Annotated in this window: 22 protein-coding genes, 1 tRNA gene and 2 pseudogenes; 18 read left to right on the top strand and 7 right to left on the bottom strand. The window is 54.9% G+C overall.

Annotation, left to right across the window (positions count from 1 at the left end):
* The first annotated feature begins 77 nt into the window (after positions 1–77).
* From EKL29_RS14520 to EKL29_RS14495, 6 genes and pseudogenes are all read left to right on the top strand, one after another.
* Positions 78–830, top strand: a complete 753-nt coding sequence (locus EKL29_RS14520; protein WP_126690043.1) for a Gp138 family membrane-puncturing spike protein — start codon at positions 78–80, stop codon at positions 828–830.
* Positions 830–1,183, top strand: coding sequence for a hypothetical protein (locus EKL29_RS14515; protein ID WP_126690042.1), 354 nt, complete (start codon positions 830–832; stop codon positions 1,181–1,183). Before EKL29_RS14520 ends, EKL29_RS14515 begins: the two co-directional genes overlap by 1 nt.
* Positions 1,183–2,382, top strand: a complete 1,200-nt coding sequence (locus tag EKL29_RS14510; RefSeq protein ID WP_126690041.1) for a baseplate J/gp47 family protein — start codon at positions 1,183–1,185, stop codon at positions 2,380–2,382. The genes EKL29_RS14515 and EKL29_RS14510 overlap by 1 nt, the downstream gene beginning before the upstream one ends.
* Positions 2,379–3,044, top strand: a complete 666-nt coding sequence (locus EKL29_RS14505; RefSeq protein WP_126690040.1) for a DUF2612 domain-containing protein — start codon at positions 2,379–2,381, stop codon at positions 3,042–3,044. Before EKL29_RS14510 ends, EKL29_RS14505 begins: the two co-directional genes overlap by 4 nt.
* Positions 3,044–3,961, top strand: coding sequence for a hypothetical protein (locus EKL29_RS23330; protein WP_311779030.1), 918 nt, complete (start codon positions 3,044–3,046; stop codon positions 3,959–3,961). Before EKL29_RS14505 ends, EKL29_RS23330 begins: the two co-directional genes overlap by 1 nt.
* Positions 3,962–4,098: 137 nt before the next feature.
* Positions 4,099–4,362: pseudogene (locus EKL29_RS14495) on the top strand (tail fiber assembly protein); the annotation flags it as partial.
* Between the two features lie 29 nt (positions 4,363–4,391).
* Here EKL29_RS14495 and EKL29_RS14490 read toward each other — a convergent pair.
* The 3 genes from EKL29_RS14490 to EKL29_RS14480 are packed head-to-tail and all read right to left on the bottom strand — an operon-like array spanning position 4,392 to position 7,148.
* Positions 4,392–5,867, bottom strand: a complete 1,476-nt coding sequence (locus tag EKL29_RS14490; RefSeq protein ID WP_126690039.1) for a glucosyltransferase domain-containing protein — start codon at positions 5,865–5,867, stop codon at positions 4,392–4,394.
* A gap of 7 nt (positions 5,868–5,874) precedes the next feature.
* Positions 5,875–6,792 carry a glycosyltransferase family 2 protein gene (locus EKL29_RS14485; RefSeq protein ID WP_126690038.1) on the bottom strand — a complete coding sequence of 306 codons (918 nt, stop codon included), beginning with the start codon at positions 6,790–6,792 and terminating at the stop codon, positions 5,875–5,877.
* Positions 6,789–7,148, bottom strand: a complete 360-nt coding sequence (locus EKL29_RS14480) for a GtrA family protein (RefSeq protein ID WP_126690037.1) — start codon at positions 7,146–7,148, stop codon at positions 6,789–6,791. The genes EKL29_RS14485 and EKL29_RS14480 overlap by 4 nt, the downstream gene beginning before the upstream one ends.
* 297 nt (positions 7,149–7,445) lie before the next feature.
* On the opposite strand from EKL29_RS14480, the gene EKL29_RS14475 reads away from it, so the two are divergent.
* Positions 7,446–7,682 carry a hypothetical protein gene (locus EKL29_RS14475; RefSeq protein WP_126690036.1) on the top strand — a complete coding sequence of 79 codons (237 nt, stop codon included), beginning with the start codon at positions 7,446–7,448 and terminating at the stop codon, positions 7,680–7,682.
* Entirely contained in the window at positions 7,649–7,990 is a 342-nt protein-coding gene (locus EKL29_RS14470) for a phage repressor protein (protein WP_158618936.1), read from the top strand. The genes EKL29_RS14475 and EKL29_RS14470 overlap by 34 nt, the downstream gene beginning before the upstream one ends.
* Before the next feature lie 221 nt (positions 7,991–8,211).
* On the opposite strand, the gene EKL29_RS14465 is transcribed toward EKL29_RS14470, so the two are convergent.
* From EKL29_RS14465 to EKL29_RS14455, 3 genes are all read right to left on the bottom strand, one after another.
* Positions 8,212–9,369 (bottom strand): tyrosine-type recombinase/integrase, encoded by a 1,158-nt coding sequence (locus EKL29_RS14465; RefSeq protein WP_126690034.1) that lies wholly within the window; start codon positions 9,367–9,369, stop codon positions 8,212–8,214.
* Positions 9,370–9,531: 162 nt separating this feature from the next.
* Positions 9,532–9,606 (bottom strand) — tRNA-Arg (locus EKL29_RS14460).
* 75 nt (positions 9,607–9,681) lie between these two features.
* Complete coding sequence (locus tag EKL29_RS14455) at positions 9,682–10,599, bottom strand: formate/nitrite transporter family protein (protein WP_120452980.1); 918 nt, start codon at positions 10,597–10,599, stop codon at positions 9,682–9,684.
* A gap of 243 nt (positions 10,600–10,842) precedes the next feature.
* On the opposite strand from EKL29_RS14455, the gene ccmA reads away from it, so the two are divergent.
* Genes ccmA through mlaA form a run of 10 tightly spaced genes read left to right on the top strand, consistent with a single transcriptional unit; the run spans position 10,843 to position 18,600 of the window.
* Positions 10,843–11,460: a cytochrome c biogenesis heme-transporting ATPase CcmA gene (ccmA, locus tag EKL29_RS14450; RefSeq protein ID WP_126690033.1), complete on the top strand. Its 618-nt coding sequence runs from the start codon at positions 10,843–10,845 to the stop codon at positions 11,458–11,460.
* A complete protein-coding gene (gene ccmB, locus EKL29_RS14445) occupies positions 11,460–12,119 on the top strand; it encodes a heme exporter protein CcmB (RefSeq protein ID WP_120452984.1) in 660 nt (219 codons plus the stop codon). Before ccmA ends, ccmB begins: the two co-directional genes overlap by 1 nt.
* A 59-nt stretch (positions 12,120–12,178) precedes the next feature.
* Positions 12,179–12,919 carry a heme ABC transporter permease gene (locus EKL29_RS14440; protein ID WP_126690032.1) on the top strand — a complete coding sequence of 247 codons (741 nt, stop codon included), beginning with the start codon at positions 12,179–12,181 and terminating at the stop codon, positions 12,917–12,919.
* A complete protein-coding gene (ccmD, locus tag EKL29_RS14435) occupies positions 12,916–13,149 on the top strand; it encodes a heme exporter protein CcmD (RefSeq protein WP_120452988.1) in 234 nt (77 codons plus the stop codon). Before EKL29_RS14440 ends, ccmD begins: the two co-directional genes overlap by 4 nt.
* Positions 13,146–13,631, top strand: coding sequence for a cytochrome c maturation protein CcmE (gene ccmE / locus EKL29_RS14430; protein ID WP_120452990.1), 486 nt, complete (start codon positions 13,146–13,148; stop codon positions 13,629–13,631). Before ccmD ends, ccmE begins: the two co-directional genes overlap by 4 nt.
* Positions 13,628–15,586 carry a heme lyase CcmF/NrfE family subunit gene (locus EKL29_RS14425; protein ID WP_126690031.1) on the top strand — a complete coding sequence of 653 codons (1,959 nt, stop codon included), beginning with the start codon at positions 13,628–13,630 and terminating at the stop codon, positions 15,584–15,586. Before ccmE ends, EKL29_RS14425 begins: the two co-directional genes overlap by 4 nt.
* Positions 15,583–16,137: a DsbE family thiol:disulfide interchange protein gene (locus EKL29_RS14420; protein WP_120452994.1), complete on the top strand. Its 555-nt coding sequence runs from the start codon at positions 15,583–15,585 to the stop codon at positions 16,135–16,137. The genes EKL29_RS14425 and EKL29_RS14420 overlap by 4 nt, the downstream gene beginning before the upstream one ends.
* A complete protein-coding gene (locus tag EKL29_RS14415; RefSeq protein WP_126690030.1) occupies positions 16,134–16,592 on the top strand; it encodes a cytochrome c-type biogenesis protein in 459 nt (152 codons plus the stop codon). Before EKL29_RS14420 ends, EKL29_RS14415 begins: the two co-directional genes overlap by 4 nt.
* On the top strand, positions 16,589–17,800 hold the full coding sequence (gene ccmI / locus EKL29_RS14410) for a c-type cytochrome biogenesis protein CcmI (protein ID WP_126690029.1): 1,212 nt from the start codon (positions 16,589–16,591) through the stop codon (positions 17,798–17,800). Before EKL29_RS14415 ends, ccmI begins: the two co-directional genes overlap by 4 nt.
* A 35-nt stretch (positions 17,801–17,835) precedes the next feature.
* Positions 17,836–18,600, top strand: coding sequence for a phospholipid-binding lipoprotein MlaA (gene mlaA, locus EKL29_RS14405; RefSeq protein ID WP_120453000.1), 765 nt, complete (start codon positions 17,836–17,838; stop codon positions 18,598–18,600).
* A 236-nt stretch (positions 18,601–18,836) separates the two neighbouring features.
* On the opposite strand, the pseudogene fadL reads toward mlaA, so the two are convergent.
* Positions 18,837–20,120: pseudogene (gene fadL, locus EKL29_RS14400) on the bottom strand (long-chain fatty acid transporter FadL).
* Positions 20,121–20,256: the final 136 nt, after the last annotated feature.

Here is a 20,256-nt window from a genome sequence, read left to right as displayed (position 1 = left end):
CGCTTACCGCTCATGGGCACCTCTCTTTAAGCCATCTTAAATGACTCTGAGGTGTCTGTTAAACCCGTGGCGATTCAATGTCAGTAAATCCTCAGTCGCTGGCTGGCGGTGAGCAGCAGGCCATGAAGACGCTTTCAGATAGCATCTTCTCAATGCTTCGCGTGTCGCTTCCTGGCATAGTTGAATCATACGACCCCATAGCTAATACCTGCACCGTTCAACCTGCGATAACGGGTCAGGTTGCCGATGCTGCGGGCAATTTTAAGTCAGCACCATTACCTCTGCTCGTTGACGTGCCGGTGGTCTTTCCACGCGGTGGTGGCTGCACCATTACCTTTCCTGTTAAAGCTGGCGATGAATGCCTGGTTGTTTTCTCCGATCGCTGTATCGACTTCTGGTGGCAGAACGGCGGCGTGCAGGAGCCGGTTGATCCGCGACAGCATGACCTTTCAGACGCCTTCGCGTTCATCGGCCCCCAGTCACAGGCAGAGGTGATAGGCAATATCAGTACCTCGACGCTGCAGATGCGTACTGATGACGGCGCTGCTTATATCGAGCTCGACCCCAACAGTCACGCCGTAAACATCGTGGCGCCGGGCGGACTAAACGTGACTACGCCTCTCGCCAAATTTAGCGCGGCTGTAACCATTAACGGCCTGCTGACATGGATGGGAGGAATGGTAGGTAGTATCGCAGCTGGCACAGCGGCCAAAATCACAGGTGCGATCCAGTTTATCGGCACGCTCACATCCAACGGCAAGGACATCAGCGACCAGCACACCCATAGCGGCGTCCAGACTGGTACTGGCAACTCTGGCAAGGTGAACTGATGCGATACAGACGCGAAGATGACGACGGTGATTACACCTTCGGGCAGGGCGATGACACCTGGCTGATTAATTCACCGGAAACGGTGGCGCAGGCAATAAAAACGCGCTTCCTGCTGTGGTACGGACAGTGGTTCCTCGACACGACAGAGGGAACGCCGTGGATCCAGTCCGTACTGGGTAAGCAGAAGCCGGAAACTTATAACCTCGCCATCCGCCAGCGCATCCTTGAGACGCAAGGCGTTAACTCTATCAAGTCGTTCGATACGACGCTGAATACCTCATCCCGCCGCGTAGTGTTTACCGCGACGATCGACACTATCTACGGAACGACGACAGTCACAAGCGAGGCGTAATGGCTCTCAATTTAGATACGCTGGGGCTCTCCGCTACGGTGACCGCCTCAGGGATAAGTGCGCCTGATTACCAGACAATCCTGAGCACTATCACCGAATATTTTCAGCAGATTTACGGCGCCGACGCTTATCTCGAGCCAGACAGCAAAGACGGTCAGATGGTCGCGCTTTTTGCGCTGGCGGTACACGATGCCAATAACACGGCGATTCAGGTTTATAACTCCTTCTCCCCGTCGTCTGGCATGACCGATGCCCTGACGCGTAACGTCAAAATTAACGGCATTGCGCGCAAAGCGGCTACCAATTCCACAGTTGACGAGACGCTGATCGGCACGGCTGGAACGACGATAACTAATGGCTCTGTAAAGGATGACAACGGCATCATCTGGAACCTGCCGCCCAGCGTGACAATCGACGTGGGTGGATCGGTGACGGTAACGGCAACCTGCGCTAATTCAGGCGCCGTTGCGGCAGTTGCGGGTAGCATCACCAAAATAAACACCCCAACGCGCGGCTGGACGGCTGCGTCAAACGCAAACGCGGCGACTGTAGGGACCGCAGCAGAAACGGATGCTCAGTTGCGCATACGGCAGGCGCAAAGTGTTGCAATACCGTCGCTAACACCATTCGAGGCAGTCGATGGTGCGATCGCCAACGTAACCGGCGTTACCCGCCACAAGCTCTACGAGAATGATACTGGTTCGGTAGACAGCAATGGCATTCCGGCGCACGCAATCGCAGCCATAGTGGATGGTGGAGATGTCACCGAGATTGCGCAAACTATTCGTGGGAAGAAAGGTCAGGGTGTAAGCACCTATGGTTCGACGACGGTAACCGTGCCGGATAAATACGACAACCCACATGCCATCAGTTTCTCACGGTCAACTGACGTGCCGATATATATCGCCATGACGCTGAAAGTTTTCACAGGTTACACGACACAGATTGGCGAGCAGATAAAACAGGCGATCGCTGATTACATTAACGGCCTGACGATAGGTGATGACGTGCTTCTCAGTCGTCTTTACTCTCCCGCTAATCTTGGCGTCGTAAGCGGCGGCAACTCGAAATACTATGACATCAATGCCCTGACCATTGGCAGATCTGCAGGGTCTCTGGCTGCGGCCAATGTCGTGATTGCCTTCAACGAATCTGCGTCCTGCAACAAAAGCAACATCGCGCTCACGGTGACGTCATGAGCAAATACACCGACCTGATAACGAACTACCACAGGGGAAAGCCCCTGTTTGTTCAGCATGTTGATCTGTCTACGCGGCCGCTTACAGACACCTCTTCCGCGCTGCAAAGCCTTATCGATGCATTCGACATTGACAGTGCTGTCGGCGTACAGCTGGACGTTCTGGGCGAATGGATAGGTCGTACGCGCATCGTCAGTCAGCCTATTTCTGGGGTGTATTTCTCTTTCGATACTGATGGGCTGGGGTGGGATCAGGGCGTCTGGCAAGGTCCTTATGACCCAGACGCAGGTTTCACAAGCCTGAGTGATGACACTTACCGCATCGTCCTGAAAGCGAAGATAGCCATCAACAACTGGGACGGACAAAACGACTCCCTACCAGCGATTCTGGAAACGGCACTGGAAGGCTCCGGCCTGAAAATGCAGATAGTCGATAACCAGGACATGACTATTTCTGTCTGGGTATTCCCTGAGATCGATATATCACTCGTATCTCTAGAACTCCTCGCTGCAATAAAACAGGGCTACCTGACTGTAAAGGCTGCTGGAGTATGGGCCGGATATATACAAACACCATCCGTAGGAACTCGTTTTTTTGGGTTCGACATGGATAACGATTCTATCGCCGGATTTGATAATGGCGCCTGGGAGACAACACTTTAATGGCAACTAATAACTTTAAGGCATTCGCTATTGGCGGCAGTGCTAACGTAACAAGTCAGTCAGATTATGAAGCGCTGGCAGCACTACTGAGCGGTTTCCAAAGTGGAAAGGCCTCTTCAGCGCAGATAAATAAAGCCCTGCGCCAGAGCACAGTAATGGCATCCGTACTCGCTCAGTTTATTTCCGACTCAGCGGGCGTGGATGTTCTGGACAATGGCAACACAGCGACGATACTCGCGAACCTTAAGGCAGGGATGACTGTTTTGACCCCTGGACGCCTGCTGAATGTTCAGGCATTTACTGCTAACGGAACCATAACCAAAACGGCCGGCGCAAAAAAATGGCGTATCCGCGTTGTTGGCGGAGGAGGCGGAAGCTCGGCTGCTCCTGCGACCAGTACCGGTCAGGTGTCGGTAAGTAATGGCGGCGGAGCAGGCTCTTATGCTGAAGGTTTATACGATGTAAGCGGAATCACGTCAGCTACCATAACCATTGGCTCTGGCGGGGCTGGCGGTTCTTCATCTTCTCCTTATGGCGCAGACGGAAGTGCAACCTCAGTTGGGTCGTTCATTACAGCACCTGGCGGAAAAGCAGGCTTGCCAGCAGGGCCTGCAAACCCACCTTTTCAGCCTGTAGCAAATAACAATGGGTCCGCCCCTACGGGCTGGAATATCGTCGGAACCTCGGGGCCAGGCGCAGAAGCAGCAGTAGCTGTATCAACCAGCTATGCGGCCGGATCCAGGGGTGCCAATGGTCAGTTAGGTGTTGGCGGTTCAATTCCTGCCATTAATACAAACGCAACTACAGGCGGAGGCTTTGGATCAGGCGCGTCAGGGTGTGCCAATGGCCCCTCGCAAGCGATTAATGCAGGCGCTGCTGGTCGTCCCGGAATTGCAATCATTGAGGAGTATGCATGATGGGTGTTGAAGTATATGCAGTAGTAGACTCGGACGGCAATGTAATCAGTACAAGTCTGTGGGATGGCGAAACAGAGTGGGAACCACCTGAAGGCACTGAGGCTTTTAAAACAGGGGATAGCGGCGCTGGAATAGGCTGGACATATAAAGATGGAACATTCACGCCGCCACCTGTGCCGGAGATACCTAAAGAGGATTTAGTTGCTCAGGCTAACCAACAGAAGGCAAGCCTTACATCAGAGGCAAGTCAGACCATTTCTATCCTTCAGGATGCGGTTGATTTGGATATGGCAACAGATGAAGAAAAGGCGCAACTTACAGCCTGGAAAAAATATCGCGTACTGCTAAGCCGGGTAGACACGTCTACAGCACCTGATATTGCCTGGCCCGAGATGAGTTGAATACAGCCCCGGCTATGGCCGGGGCATCTTTAGCACTTAATATTCAGAAAATCGATAATCAAAATGTCGTTATATGAATAAAGAGAGTAAACGTTTCCTTTTGATACCAATCTCCCTTTGCAGATCAGGTTGCTTTTCTCAGAACCCAAGACCTTAAACTCCAGACTCATTCCATAATGATTAAGAAGCTCTGAGCCCCATACCCAGTCGTAATTCAGGTACACAGGGACTAACTTGGACATTAATGGTAACTTATTTTCAGCTATAAGAAGTTGTCGTGATTTTGGCATCTCTCCAGAAACAGTTACGTACTTAAACGCTTCACCTGAATGCAAAGCATCCTGGAATACAGAGGATGCTATCAGCCTGTCTGTCTCTCCCTGGCTCCTGGATGCGGAAGCGAAGGAATAACTATAAACAAAGTTTATCCATACTAACGGCACGAAAATAACAGCCAGGATAACCGGATGTTTAACGCTCCTGAATATCATGAAGCCGTAAAGCATAATGGCACCAGACAGGGCAAGTAACACTCTTGGAGCGAATACAGGGCTTTTAAGAATCACCAGAGGGATTAAAGCCAGTATAACCACAAGAGCGGGAGAAAATAACACTAATAAAATTGATATAATGTGTTTTTTATAGCCTTCCCGGCATAAATCAAAAGACATCCTTAAGACAGAATAAGCAATCGCAGCCACAACTACCATTCTTAGTGTTGTGGGAATTGTTGATAAGTAGCTTTTCAGGAACCATGAAAGATTATGTATGTTGTCGATAATTACAGGTATTGAGTCTGAGGAAAGCTTAACCATCTCAGAGTGTGTGACGTTATAATCATCTTTCACAAAATTTGAAGCGATGAATATCTTGTACAAAACAAATGCAACTGCTAACTGAATTGCTCTTTGAGCAATGGAGTAAAAAACCTCCTTGTTGCTGCGGTCGGATTTAACGACTGCAGCCTCTATAACAGCCATAATGGCAAATAATCCTATGGATGCCTGATAGAGAGACAAAGATGCAATAATTAGTATTACAGACAGCAGGCTATTAATGGATTTTTTTTCGGTTACTGTATATGGCAACATGAGTAGCACCATGCTTAGGGCCATAGTCAGAGAGTCAAACTTATAAGACAGGTTTTCAATGTAGAAAGGATTGGCAATGAAAAGGAACGAGACAGTCATTGCTCCAGCCAAGCTGATGCCAGTGAAATTTCTTCTGGTGTAATAATACAGAGCAAGGCATAGCACGAAAACGCTAATTATCTGAGTGAGAGGAGACAGGTCAAGCAGTTCGCCACCAAGGCTCATTGCCTGCATGATGACATCACTTAAAGGCCTGCCGTTTAGTCCCCATCCAGCGTATCCATACAGAGTCCTTCCAAGATCATCAATGTAAAGTCTTCCTGTTAAAATTATAGGTAACGTGTAAAGGCAGACAAGCAGAGAAAATAACAGAATAACAGTTCTGTTGGTCAGGGTTTTAACAGATGAAATCATATCGATATCAATCCTTTGACTTTGTAATGAATCTGGGTCTTTTCTTGGTTTCAATATAAATTCGGCCTATGTACTCACCGAGCACGCCAATTCCAATCAGTTGTACGCCCCCAAGAAACAACATGGATACCATTATGGAAGTGTATCCTCTCACAGGATTACCAAAGATAAGCGTATCCATAATCATATAAGCGCCATAGAAAAACGCACATCCCGCCACGAAAAGGCCTATGTAAGTCCACATTCTTAACGGGAAGGTTGAAAAGCTTGTTATCCCTTCTAACGCAAGGTTCCAGAGCTTCCACCCATTAAATTTAGTTTTCCCTGCGACGCGCTCTGCTCTGGTGTATTCAACCACATCGACCCTTCCGCCTACCCAAGACAATATCCCTTTCATGAACAAATTTCGCTCAGGAAGCAGCTTGATGTGCTCAACGGTTTCGCGAGACATAAGCCTGAAATCGCCGACGTTCTCCTCAATTTTTGGCGAGCTAATCTTATTATGTAACTTGTAAAACAATTCCGCAGTCATGCGTTTAAGCTTGCCATCTGAGCTTCTGTCTATGCGCTTTGCCAGAACAACATCTGCGCCATCTTCCCACCTTGAAATTAATTTAGGGATGACACTAATTGGATCTTGTAAATCGACATCTATGGGGATGATGACTTCGCCAGTGGCACTCTCAAGGCCAGCGAAGAGTGCTGGCTCTTTACCAAAGTTTCGGGTGAATGATATGTGCTTAATAAGCGAGTCGGCTTGTTCCAGTTCGACAATAAGTCTTTCGGTTGCGTCCTGGCTTCCATCATTAACAAAAACAATTTCTACTTCATGCCCAGCGAAAGCAGGGAAATTCCTGACTTCACTGTAGAAAATTGGGATAGCGTCCTCTTCATTAAACACCGGGACGACTAGCGATATCTTCATCTCCGATCCTTGAAAACAATATATTTAGAGTAAATAAAGCCGCATATCAGACTTATTGCTGAGAAGGCGACAAGCGTAACAATGGGGTTAGAATGCGTGCGATCGGCATACAGGCCCACGGCGGACGCCATTCCGCCCATGAAAAAAAGATAGAGCAGATAGCGAATAGTTGTGATTTCTGCGTTAAACGTCCATTTTGCATTAGCAAAGAACGAGAACGTTACAGCAAAGCAGAACGCAGCAAAGTTAGACAATGACTGTGTCTGGCCTTCTGTGTACAAGGCTGTAAAAACAACCCAGTGAATCAATGTATTTATGATCCCGACAGAAAAATAGCGTGCGAATAGCTTAGCCATTAGGAATAACCTTAATATCAGAAGGTCAAGATTCTGGCACCGGTTAGGCCTCAAGGCAAGAATTTGTAAGCCTGCGTAATGCTTTTAAAAAAGCCCCGGCGACGGGGCAGCTACGTACCGCGCCCATCTGAGCAGACTGCGGGGTGAGTGACTACAGTTTAGCCGCTCACGCCGATACCTTCCGGAAAAATCCCTTTCGTATCATGCTCCTTACAAAAGTCCCAAACGCAGCGGCTTGCCAAAAAAACCTCTCGATATTACTGTGTTTATATACAGTAATTTTAAAAGGGGAAATTTATGGCGCGCGGGTACGAAGTAGGCTGGGCATTTCGGGACGCTATCAAGCTGGACAGTCGCAGTAGACGAATGGTGACAACGAACGATTTCCGCCTGGCACTGGCAAAGTACAACCACATCTGGACGATGGAGCAGTGCAACGAGTATATCCTGCGCTACCAGTCGAATTTTTTTGAGATAGACGCTGTGAAGGAAAACAAAACGTGGGCGCTGCGCAACATGGGGTATGTGATGTGACCGGCCCATTTGAGCCGTACGACCTAAACCAGGTAAAAGCGGACTACACGCCTTTCACATCGAGCAGCTTCCGTATCGAAACGCAAGATGGCTTTGTCATCGTGGACAGCGCGGAGCGAGTGAAGCCTGGTGACGAAGTGGCGTTTCAGTACGATGGCTATCCGATGATAGGGATTTTGTTTTCTTCCGGGCTGATTACGCCAGACGGTGAAACGCTGGAAGGCGATGTGATGGAGAGGATCATCGTGCTGGGTAAAGTGACGGCGACGATTCTCGACGATGAAGAACCGGACCGGCCGACGATATGAATGGGATGCTGAGTGTCACCCGGGGCAGTACAGTATAAATGTCCAACAGGCCGCAGGCATGAAAAAGCCCGCTTAAAGCGGGCAATCATGAAGGTGTGTAACTTTATGGTTGTTTGTGCTGCTGTGTGCGAACGAATGTTATGATTTTGCGGAGAAGATTATAAGGTCCCGCTTCTAATATAGAGTAATCTCACAGCCGCAGAGCCAATGATTGCTAATCCTCAGCTAACCTTTCCGTCTATGTAGTCAGCCCACCATTGCATCATCTCGCGTCTCGTATCCATGTACTGCGCATGATTGTAGACGCCGCGAATATTGTTTTTGTCTACGTGCGCCAGTTGTCGCTCGATAGCATCTGATGACCAGCCATGCTCGTTGAGGATTGTGCTGAACTGATGCCGGAAGCCGTGACCGCTTGCCAGGCCTTCATATCCAATCTGACGAATGACAAGCAATACGGCGTTCTCGCTTATCGACTTACTTTTATCGTTTCTGCCGGCGAAGACGTATGGTGACACGGACGTTACTGGCTTCAACATCTGAAGTAAGTCATAAACCTGTTGAGACATGGGCACTACATGAGTGCGCTTCTTTTTCATCATCTCAGCGTCAATATTGATAACCCTGTTCTCAAAATCGACGTTTACCCATTGCATGCTCCGGAGTTCCTTCGTACGCATGGCGGTGTATTGCAGAACCTGTGTCGCAACCTTTGAAATGATGCTTCCAGAGTAACCGGCCAGTGCCTGGTTAAAGGCCGGTATCTGGTCAGCCGGAAGGAAAGGGAAGTTCTGTTTCCTGTAGCCTCGCATAGCATCAGCCAAATCTGGCGCAGGATTGTATTTTGCCCGACCGGTAACAACCGCATACCGGAAAACCTCACCGCAGCGGCGACGCGCCTTGTTAGCCCGCTCCATTGCCCCGCGATCTTCGAACCTTCTGAGCACCTTTAAAAGTGTCATCGGTTCAATCTCATCCATCGCCATCTTGCCTATATAAGGAAGTATGTCGGCTTCGAACATTCGCTGAAGCTCCACTGCATACCCCTCTGACCAGACAGGACGTTTGTGCTTGTACCACTCCTCATATATAGAGGAAAAAGTGTCAGGCGCCTTTTCTTGCTGGCGTTTCTTTGTCGCCGGGTTAAGCCCAATCGCCAAATCACGCTTTACCTCAAAAGCCATGTTCCTGGCATCGGCAGGTCCGATCTCCGGATACTTGCCCACCGTGTGTATTTTTTCTTTCCCTTCGAACTGATACCGGAGCTGCCAGACTTTCTTGCCTGACGCCGGGATATAGAGATAGAGCCCGTTGCCGTCTGCAATCCTGTACGGCTTATCCTTAGGCTTTGCTGCGTCAATCTGCTTAATTGTGAGCATTGGGTAAAAATCCGGTGGGTAAAATACGTTTACCCAGAATTTACCCAGACAAAAGTCAGGCTGTCAACGGACGATGACGAACTGAGACGAACGGTTGTTATTGACAAAGTCAGGTTTGACGGGGGGTTGGCGAACTGCTTCGGATGGGAGCGAACTACTAAATGGCGTCCCCTGCAGGAATCGAACCTGCAACTAGCCCTTAGGAGGGGCTCGTTATATCCATTTAACTAAGGGGACGGCGGCGCGCAGTATAGCGTAAATGCGCCGCAAGAATAACCCAACTGCGGCGCGTTTGCTCATTTCCTCAACAGCTTAGCGCTGCTCTTCCTGCTGCTTCGCTTCACGCTGCTTCGATTTTGCTTCTTCTTTCGCCGCCTCGCTCATATCGTTACGGATTTGCGCATGGCTAATCAGCGCGAAAATCAGCGTGCCGCCGGTAAGGTTGCCGAGCAGCGTCGGCAGCGCGAACGGCCAGATAAATGCCTGCCAGCTAACCTGCCCGGTAAAGACCAGATAAAGAACCTCCACCGAACCCACCACGATATGCGCCAGATCGCCCAACCCCACCAGCCAGGTCATCATTACGATCACGATAAGCTTGGTGGCGCCCGCCTGCGGCATCATCCAGACCATCGTCGCGATAATCCAGCCGGAGATCACCGCATTGGCAAACATCTCGCCGGGCGTATTTTCCATCACCTTCAGGCTGATGGTGCTAAACGCGTGGCGCGTGGCGTCGTCAAAAATCGGCATCTCCGCAAAGGCGAGCGAGGCGAGTGCAGTGCCGATCAGGTTGCCCAGCAGCACCAGCGCCCACAGCCGCAGCAGCAGGCCAATATTGCCCAGCGTCGGTTTGTGCATCACCGGCAGCACCGCTGTCACCGTGTTTTCGGTAAAGAGCTGCTGGCGCGCCATAATGACAATGACGAAGCCAAAGGTGTAGCCGAGGTTTTCCAGCAGAAAAGCGCCGGGCAGGCCGTCGAGATGCACGTGGAAAATCCCTTTCGCCATCAGCGAGGCACCCATCGACAGGCCAGCGGCAATCGCTGACCAGAGCAGCGCCATGCCGTCACGCTCCAGCTCCTTTTCACCATCCTGGCGGATCTCTTCATGTATCGCCGCCGCGCGCGAGGGCAGGGCGTCTTCATTTACCTCGATTTCAGTGCCTTGTTCTTTCTCTTCGCTGTCGACATCGTTTTCATCCTGGTGAACAGATGGGGAAGGTTTCATGTTTACTCCTTGTTATTATTGCTGCGCGCAATAAGCGTAGTCTGTTTTGGCGGGGTCGAAATGTAACTGGCTTTCCGATGAAGCGTTACAAAGTTTTAACGCTGTTCGTTTTTTAAGCATATTCGCAGCGGAAGAGGCGTAACCATCAAGCCTGGCGCGCCACGCCGCACGGCATGGGCTTCGGACCATAACAACCTTGTGCTATTATCCCGGCCTCTTTTTACCAGGCGCGACACCTCCTGCATGTTCGAAGTCATTAATCTCTCTTGCGTTCGCGATGAACGCATCCTGTTTCAGGGTTTGTCGTTCGAAGTGGCGGCAGGCGATATCGTGCAGGTCGAAGGGCCGAACGGCGCGGGAAAAACCTCGCTGCTGCGCCTGCTGGCCGGACTGAGTCGGCCGGAAGAGGGCGAAGTGCGCTGGCAAAACCAGCCTGTACGGCAACAGCGCGAACAGTGGCATCAAAGCCTGCTTTTTCTTGGTCATCAGCCGGGCGTAAAAGCGGTACTATCGCCGCTGGAAAATCTGCGTTTTTATCATCCGGACCGCGCCGAATCGCAGATATTTGACGCCCTTGAGTGTGTCGATCTGCTGGGCTACGAAGAGGTGCCGGTGGCGCAACTTTCGGCGGGACAGCAGCGGCGTGTGGCGCTGGCCCGGCTCTGGCTCAGCGACGCCGCGCTCTGGATTCTGGATGAACCGCTGACGGCGATAGATAAAGAGGGTGTGGAAAAATTAATGAGGCGTTTTACGCAACATGCCGATAAGGGCGGAGCGGTTATTCTCACCACGCATCAGGATCTGCCAAAAAGCCATGCGCGGGTGCGTAAAATACGGCTTACTGGCGCGGAGCTAATCTGATGACCCTGCGCGTTATTCAGCGCGAGTTGCGCATCGCCTTTCGCAGCGGTGCGGAGGTGGTTAACCCGCTCTGGTTCTTTCTGATTGTGATAACGCTGTTTCCGCTCGGTATCGGGCCGGAGCCGCAGCAGCTGGCGCGCATCGCGCCAGGTGTGGTCTGGGTTGCCGCCTTGCTCTCATCACTGCTGGCGCTGGAGCGGCTGTTTCGCGATGATTTTCTCGACGGCTCGCTGGAGCAGCTGTTGCTGTTGCCGACGCCGCTGCCGGTCACCGTGCTGGGTAAAGTGATCGCCCACTGGCTGGTGACGGGGCTGCCGCTGATCCTGCTGTCGCCGCTGGCGGCGCTGCTGCTGTCGCTCGATTTCAACAGCTGGCTGGCGATGGCGCTGACGCTGTTGCTTGGCACGCCGACCTTCAGCTTTCTCGGCGCGATAGGCGTCGCGCTGACGGTTGGGCTGCGGCGCGGCGGCGTGCTGCTGAGCCTGCTGGTCCTGCCGCTGGCGGTGCCGGTGCTGATTTTCGCCAGCGCGGCGATCGACGCGGCGGGGCAGGGCTTACCGATCGGCGGTTATCTGGCGATCCTCGGCGCAATGCTGGCAGCCAGCGCGACGCTGGCGCCGTTCGCCACCGCCGCCGCGCTGCGTATCGCGCTGCACTGAACCGCACATGCATCAGACATGTCGGGAATGCTAATTTTTTAACCTGTGAGCAATGCAACATGTGGAAATGGTTACATCAGCTGGCGAGGCCGGAGCGGCTTTATCAGCTCTGCGGACGTTTAATTCCCTGGTTTGCCGTGGCGAGCGCGGCGACGCTGCTGCTTGGCTGGGTGTGGGGCTTCGGTTTCGCGCCGGCTGATTACCAGCAGGGCGATAGCTTCCGTATTATGTATATTCACGTTCCGGCGGCAATGTGGTCGATGGGCGTTTACGCAGCGATGGCGGTCGCCGCCTTTACCGGGCTGGTGTGGCAGATGAAGATGGCCGACCTGGTGTCGACCGCGATGGCACCGGTCGGCGCGGTCTTTACCTTTATCGCGCTTATCACCGGTTCCGCCTGGGGCAAGCCGATGTGGGGCACCTGGTGGATCTGGGACGCGCGCCTTACGTCGGAGCTGGTGTTGCTCTTCCTTTATATGGGCGTGATGGCGCTCTATCAGTCGTTTGACGATCGCCGCACGGCGGGACGCGCCGCAGGAATTCTGATCCTGGTCGGCGTTATCAATCTGCCGATTATTCACTTCTCGGTGCAGTGGTGGAATACCCTGCATCAGGGATCGTCGGGCATTCTGCAGCAGGCGATCGCGCCGAGCATGCGCACGCCGCTGCGCTGGGCAATCCTCGGCTATCTGCTGCTGTTCATCACGCTGACGCTGATGCGCCTGCGCAATCTCATTCTCTACACCGAACGTCACCGCCCCTGGGTCGCGGAGATCGCTAACGGAGGTCGTAAAGCATGACGCCCGCTTTCTCTTCCCTTTCTGCTTTTTTTGCGATGGGCGGCTACGCCTTTTACGTCTGGCTGGCGGTGATCTGCACGCTTATTTCGCTTGGCGCGCTGCTGCTGCATACGCTGCTGCAGCGTCGCCGCTTGCTGGCCGAGATCCGCCAGCGTCAGTCCAGGGAGCGCCGCATCCGTTCGGCGAAAATGAAACAGGCCGCCGGTGAAGCGGCAGGAGATCCAATGTGAATACCCGTCGTCGTCAGCGCCTGTACGTTGTCATCGCGATACTGGTGGGGCTGGGCCTCGCCACGTCGCTGGTCATGTATGCGCTGCGTTCCAATATCGACCTGTTCTACACCCCAAGTGAAATTCTTTACGGCAAAGGGGAAGATCATCAGAAGCCGGAGGCGGGGCAGCGCCTGCGCGTCGGCGGCATGGTGATGCCGGGCAGCGTGAAGCGCGACCCGAATACGCTTGCGGTCTCCTTTAAGCTTTACGACGCCAACGGTGTGGTGAGCGTCAGCTTCGAAGGCATTCTGCCGGACCTGTTCCGCGAAGGGCAGGGCGTCGTCGCCCAGGGCGTGCTGGAAGAGGGCAATCTGATCAACGCCAAAGAGGTGCTGGCGAAGCATGACGAGAAATATACGCCGCCGGAAATCGAGGATGCGATGAAGAAAAACCACAAGAGCCCGCAGGCGCTGGCGGAACAGGCGAGAACGCAGTCATGATGCCTGAGATTGGAAGTTTTCTGCTCTGCCTGGCGATGGGCATCGCGCTGCTGTTAAGCGTCTATCCGCTGTGGGGCGCGCTACGTCAGGATGGCCGCCTGATGGGGCTGGCGCGTCCGCTGGCGAGCGGGCTGTTTCTTTGTATCGCTGCCGCTTTCCTGGTGCTGGTGCACGCCTTTGTGGTCAACGACTTTACCGTCGCCTATGTCGCCGCCAACTCTAATACGCTGCTGCCGGTCTATTACCGCATCGCCGCGACCTGGGGCGCGCATGAAGGTTCGCTGCTGTTGTGGGTGCTGCTGCTCAGCACCTGGACGCTGGCGGTAGCGATTTTCAGCCGCGGCATGCCGCAGGATGCGCTGGCGCGCGTGCTGGCGGTTATGGGGATGATCAATCTCGGCTTTCTGCTGTTTATTATCCTTACCTCGAACCCCTTTACCCGCACGCTGCCGGACTTTCCCATCGACGGGCGCGATCTCAACCCGATGCTGCAGGATATCGGCCTGATCTTCCATCCGCCGCTGCTCTACATGGGCTATGTCGGCTTCTCGGTCGCCTTCGCCTTCGCCATCGCCTCGCTGATGGCGGGACGGCTGGATACCGCCTGGGCGCGCTGGTCGCGGCCCTGGACCACCGCGGCCTGGGTGTTTCTCACCATCGGCATCGTGCTGGGATCGGCATGGGCCTATTATGAGCTCGGCTGGGGCGGCTGGTGGTTCTGGGACCCGGTTGAGAACGCCTCCTTTATGCCGTGGCTGGCGGGCACCGCGCTGATGCACTCGCTGGCGGTCACGGAAAAACGCGGCACCTTTAAGGCCTGGACAGTGCTGCTGGCGATCACCGCCTTTTCCCTTAGCCTGCTCGGTACCTTTCTGGTGCGCTCCGGCGTGCTGGTGTCGGTGCACTCCTTCGCTTCCGACCCGGCGCGCGGCATGTTTATCCTCGCTTTCCTGGTGATCGTTATCGGCAGCTCGCTGTTGCTCTACGCCATTAAGGGCGGACAGGTGCGCAGTCGGGTGCAGAACGAAACCTGGTCGCGTGAATCTTTTCTGCTCGGCAACAACGTGCTGCTGATCGCCACCATGCTGGTGGTGCTGCTCGGGACGCTGCTGCCGCTGGTGCACAAGCAGCTCGGCCTCGGCAGCATCTCCGTGGGCGAACCTTTCTTTAACACCATGTTCAGCTGGCTGATGGCGCCGTTCGCGCTGATGCTCGGCATCGGGCCGCTGGTGCGCTGGCGTCGTGACGAGCCGCAGAAGCTATGGCGTCGGCTGGCGCTGGCGCTGGCAGTGACCCTGGCCTGTTCGATTCTGCTCCCCTGGCTGCTGCAGGATCGCATCGAGGCGATGACGGTGGTTGGGCTGCTGATGTCGGTGTGGATTATTGTGCTGACGCTGATGGAGCTGCACGAGCGCGCCACCCATCGTCACTCCTTGTTGCGCGGCCTGCGTCATCTGTCGCGCAGCCACTGGGGCATGGTGCTGGGCCATCTCGGCGTCGGCGTGACGGTGATCGGCATCGCCTTCAGCACGCAGTACAGCGTCGAGCGTGACGTGCGCATGAAAGCGGGCGACAGCGTCGATATTCACAGCTATCACTTTGTGTTCCGCGACGTGCATAACCTGCAGGGCCCGAACTACAGCGGCGGCGTTGGCATTATCGACGTCAGCCGCAACGGTAAGCCTGAAGCGGTGCTGCACGCCGAAAAACGCTTCTACACCGCTGCGCGCACCATGATGACCGAAGCGGCGATCGACGGCGGCTTTACCCGCGATCTCTACGCTGCGCTGGGCGAAGAGCTGGATAACGGCTCCTGGGCGGTGCGTATCTACTACAAACCCTTTGTGCGCTGGATCTGGTTCGGCGGCGTGTTTATGGCGGTCGGCGGCCTGCTCTGTCTGCTCGATCCGCGTTACCGCTCGCGGAAAAAAGCTGCGCGGGAGGAACGGGCATGAACAAAAAAATCCTCTTTATTCCGCTGATTCTCTTTTTACTGCTGGCGGCGGCGCTGCTCTGGCAGCTGTCGCGTAACGCCAGCGGTGACGATCCGACGCGTCTTGAATCGGCGCTGATCGGCAAGCCGGTGCCGCTGTTTAAGCTGGAAGCGCTCGATCGGCCCGGCAAGATCTACGACCAGAAGATCCTGAACGACGGCAAACCGATCTTGCTGAACGTCTGGGCGACATGGTGCCCGACCTGTCGCGCGGAGCATCAGTATCTGAACACGCTGGCGGAGCAGGGCATCCGCGTGGTAGGGCTGAACTATAAAGACGATCGCACTAAAGCGGTCACCTGGCTTAACTCGCTGGGTAATCCTTACGCGCTCAGCCTTTATGATGGCGACGGCATGCTGGGGCTGGATCTCGGCGTTTATGGCGCGCCGGAAACCTTTCTGATCGACGGCAACGGCATTATCCGCTATCGCCACGCGGGCGACCTGAACGCGCGCGTCTGGCAGCAGGAAGTGCTGCCGCTGTGGCGGAAATACAGCAAGGAGGGCGTATGAAACGCGTTCTTCTTACTCTCTGCGGTCTGCTGTTTAGCTTCAGCCTGTGGGCGGCGATCGATACTTACCAGTTCGACTCCGTGGCGCAGGAAGAGCAGTATCGCGATTTGACCGGCTCGCTGCGCTGCCCGAAATGCCAGAACAACAGCATCGCCGACTCGAACGCGATGATCGCAGCGGATATGCGCCTCAAGGTCTATGAGCTGATGAAGCAGGGCCAGAGCCGCCAGCAGATTATCGACTATATGGTGGCGCGCTACGGCAATTTCGTTACCTATGAGCCGCCGGTAACGTCGTCGACGCTGATCCTCTGGGTCGGCCCGGCGCTGTTCGCGCTGCTGGGCGGCCTGACTATTATCCTGCGCAGCCGCCAGCGTAAAACGCGCAGCGAGCTGGACGATACCGATCAACAGCGCCTTGCGGCGATACTTAAACGCGACGGGAAGCTGAAATGACCGCTTTGTGGCTAAGCATTATTATTCTGCTGGCGGCCGCCAGCGCCCTGTTTCTCGGCGCCGGATGGCGTCAGCGTCAGTCGAGCGAGGCCGATCGCGATCGCCTTAATACCGATTTTTATCATCAGCGCCTGCGCGAGCTGGAAGAGGATGAGGCGCAGGGCGTTATCGGCGAGCGCGCCACGATGGTCAGCGAACTGCAGCAGACGCTGCTGACCGATATTCCGCAGCAGGGGGCCGCGCCGTCGCGCGCCAGCAGCCGTCTGGCGCTGCTGCCCGGCGTCGTGGTGCTTATCGCCGTGTCGCTTGGCATGTATCTGAAAGGCGGCGGGCTGGCGCAGGTTGCTGGCTGGATGCAGGTGCAGCAGGATTATCCGGCGCTGCGTGCGCGGGTGATGGATCCGCAGGCGAAACCGCTGACCATGGAGGAGCTGGCGCGTCTGCAGCTCGGCCTGCGCACCGCGCTGCAGTCGCAGCCGGATAACCTTAACGACTGGACCATGCTGGGACGTCTCGGCATGGTGCTGAACAACGCCGCCAGCGCCAGCCAGGCGTTTGAGCATGCGCTGCAGCTCGCGCCCAACAACCTTACGCTGAAACAGGACTATGCTGAAGTACTGACGCGCTCCAGCGATCCGCAGGATAACCGCCAGGCTGGCCTGATGCTGCGCGATATGCTGAAAGATGACGGCAATAATCTGCGTACGCTCGGCCTGCTGGCTTTTAACGCCTATGAACAGCAGCAGTATGACCAGGCTATCAGCGCGTGGCAGGCTATGCTGAAACAGATCCCGGCAGAGGATCAACGCCGCGCGATGATCGAGCGCAGCATTGAACAAGCAAAAACCGACGCGGGCCAGCAGAATACGCAGCTGGCGCTGACGGTGACGTTGACGCCGGAGGCAGAAAAAATGTTACCGCCGGGCGGAGTAATGTATATTTCTGTTTCTGACGGTGTTTCACCGGTGCCCGTGGCCGTTAAGCGCTTGCCGCTGAGCCACTTTCCGTTATCGCTTACGCTGGATGACAGCAACGCCATGATGCCGGAGCGCCTGCTTTCGGCGCAGCATCAGGTACAGGTTCGGGTGCGTATCTCCCGCGACGGCAGCGCCAGTCCGCAATCGGGCGACTGGTTTGGTCTGAGCGCGTTAACGCCCTGGGACGGTCATCAGCACATGGCTGTGGAGATTAATCAACAGCAGCCCTGAAGCGATACATCATTAAACCGCACAGGGAGATAACAATGGCTTACCGCCTGACCAGCCTGGTCCTGGCCAGTGTCATGCTGGCTGGATGCGCCAGCTCAAAGCCGGACAGCGAGGCGCCTGCGCAGCGCAGCGATCCGCTTGAAGGCTTTAACCGCACGATGTTTAACTTTAACTACAACGTGCTGGATCCATATGTGCTGCGCCCTGTCGCGGTGGCGTGGCGCGATTACGTGCCGGTACCGGCGCGTACCGGTTTAAGCAATTTCCTCGGCAACCTGGAAGAGCCGGCCAGTATGGTGAACTCGATTCTGGTAGGCGAGCCGCGCCAGGCGGGCATTCACTTCACCCGCTTCTTCCTGAACTCCATACTGGGTCTGGGCGGTTTTATCGATGTCGCGGGCAAGGCGAACCCGGAGCTGGCGCGTGAAGTGCCGCACCGTTTCGGCAGCACGCTCGGCCACTACGGCGTCGGCTATGGACCTTACGTCGAGCTGCCAGCCTACGGCAGCTTCACCATTCGCGAAGATGGCGGCGACTATGTGGATACGCTCTATCCGGTGCTCGGCTGGCTGACCTGGCCGATGTCTATCGCTAAGTGGACGCTGGAAGGGGTGGAGACGCGCGCGCAGCTGCTCGACTCCGATGCGCTGCTGAAGCAGCAGTCGGATCCCTACGCCTTTATTCGCAACGCCTATTTCCAGCGTCATGATTTCCTGGCGAACGGCGGTCGACTGAAGCCGGAAGAGAACCCGAACGCCAGCGCGATTCAGGACGATTTAAAAGATATCGACGCGCAGTAACGGCGGCAACAGATGCAATGGCGACCTCAGGGTCGCCATTTTTGTTCAGGCTGGGAGCCGACGCGAGTGGCATGGGCCGATCGCAAAGACGCAAAAAGCGGCATCCATGCCAGCTCGGCCCGCGCCTTCCCTGGCGCGGGACGCTTTGCTCTTCTGCCCATGCCACTCGCGTTTTACGTTCGATGCACGCAAAAAAATGGCGACCCAGAGGTCGCCATTTTCACTCACTTCAGCTATCAGAACTTATAGTTGAAGTTCGCGCCGTACAGCCAGGCTTTACCTACAGAGTTAAAGGTATAAGGACCTTCTTCCACCGTGACGTGCTGGCCATGCATATAAGAGACGCCCACATCCACTGAGGCATCCTGTGTAAAGGCATAAGAGGCGCCCGCACTCAGCCAGAGACGATCCTGGTCCGGAATAGAGATAGAACGCTTGTCTGCCGGAACCGGGCTGTCATCAAAAGCAATACCGGTGCGGAAGGTCCAGTTATCGTCATAGTAATAGGTGGTGCCCAGCGCGATGCGGTAGGCGTCCTTAAAGCTCTCATCTTTATAGAACAGCGTCTGACCGCTTGAGCCGGTGGCTTTCAGCTCCTGGAACTGGCTCCAGCTGGTGTAGGCCAGGCTGTAGTGTACCGCCCACTGTGGCGCCACTTTATGCCAGCCGGACACTTCCCACATTTCAGGCAGGTTTAGCGTCAGCGCGCCCGGAATGGTCGAGCCGCCGGTGGCGTAAGGCAGCCCTAAGTTGGCCGCCTGATTGATGCGGTTAACGGCGGTGGGCAGGCTGCTTTTATAGTCGCCGTCGAAATCGACTTTAACTTCCGAACGATAGGTAAAGCCGAAGCGGTTGTTTTTATCCACTTCATACAGAATGCCTGCGTTCCAGCCGTAGCCCCACTCGTCGCCCTTCAGATGAGCGACCTGAGTATCGGCAGGGAAGCCCAGCGCCGTGCCCGCCTCGCCCGCGTAGCGCTCAATCTTGGCGCGCGCATAAACGGCGTCAAAACCGACGCCGAAGCTGAAATGCTCGTTAAGACGGTAAGCGGTGCTGAGATTAAAGTTGGCGGTCATCAGGTCGGTTTTGCCGCCGTAACCGCCCGCCGTATAGTCATCGCTGAATTCCGTCGCCAGACCATAGTTTGAGGTTGCGGATGCGCCGACCCACTACTGATCGTTAATCGGCTGCACATAGTGAAGATTGGGGATCCACTGCGTCGGCGCGATATTGCTGGCGTTGAGGCTGCGGCCGGTCGGACTGTTGCCGGTAATATCGACATCAGGATCGATAAAAACCGCGCCGATGGAAAACATCGGGCGATCCATCAGCGCCATCGTCGCCGGGTTGCGGCTGGCCGATGCGGCAGTGTCGCCCATCGCGCCTTCGCCGGAATAGGCACGACCCAGCCCAGCAGAGGAGAATTCGTTAAGCTGAAAGCCCGCTGCGTATACGTGTGAAGAGACAAGCGCCACTGCAGCCGCCACGGCTGACTTTGCGAACAGGTTTTTATGGCTCATGACCACAACCTCATATGAATTATTATTAACTGTAATTGTTACATGGCGTAACAAGGGTCGGCGGATTGTAGGGACTGACCAGAAGCTGACAAATCAGACCAGTGCGGCAAGTATAGGTCTGACCTGTGTAGATGTT

It is taken from the genome of Pantoea sp. YU22 (genome assembly GCF_003970755.1).
GTDB lineage: Bacteria > Pseudomonadota > Gammaproteobacteria > Enterobacterales > Enterobacteriaceae > Pantoea > Pantoea piersonii.
Note: the sequence above shows the minus strand (reverse complement) of the source record. Positions and strands in the feature narration are given on the sequence as shown.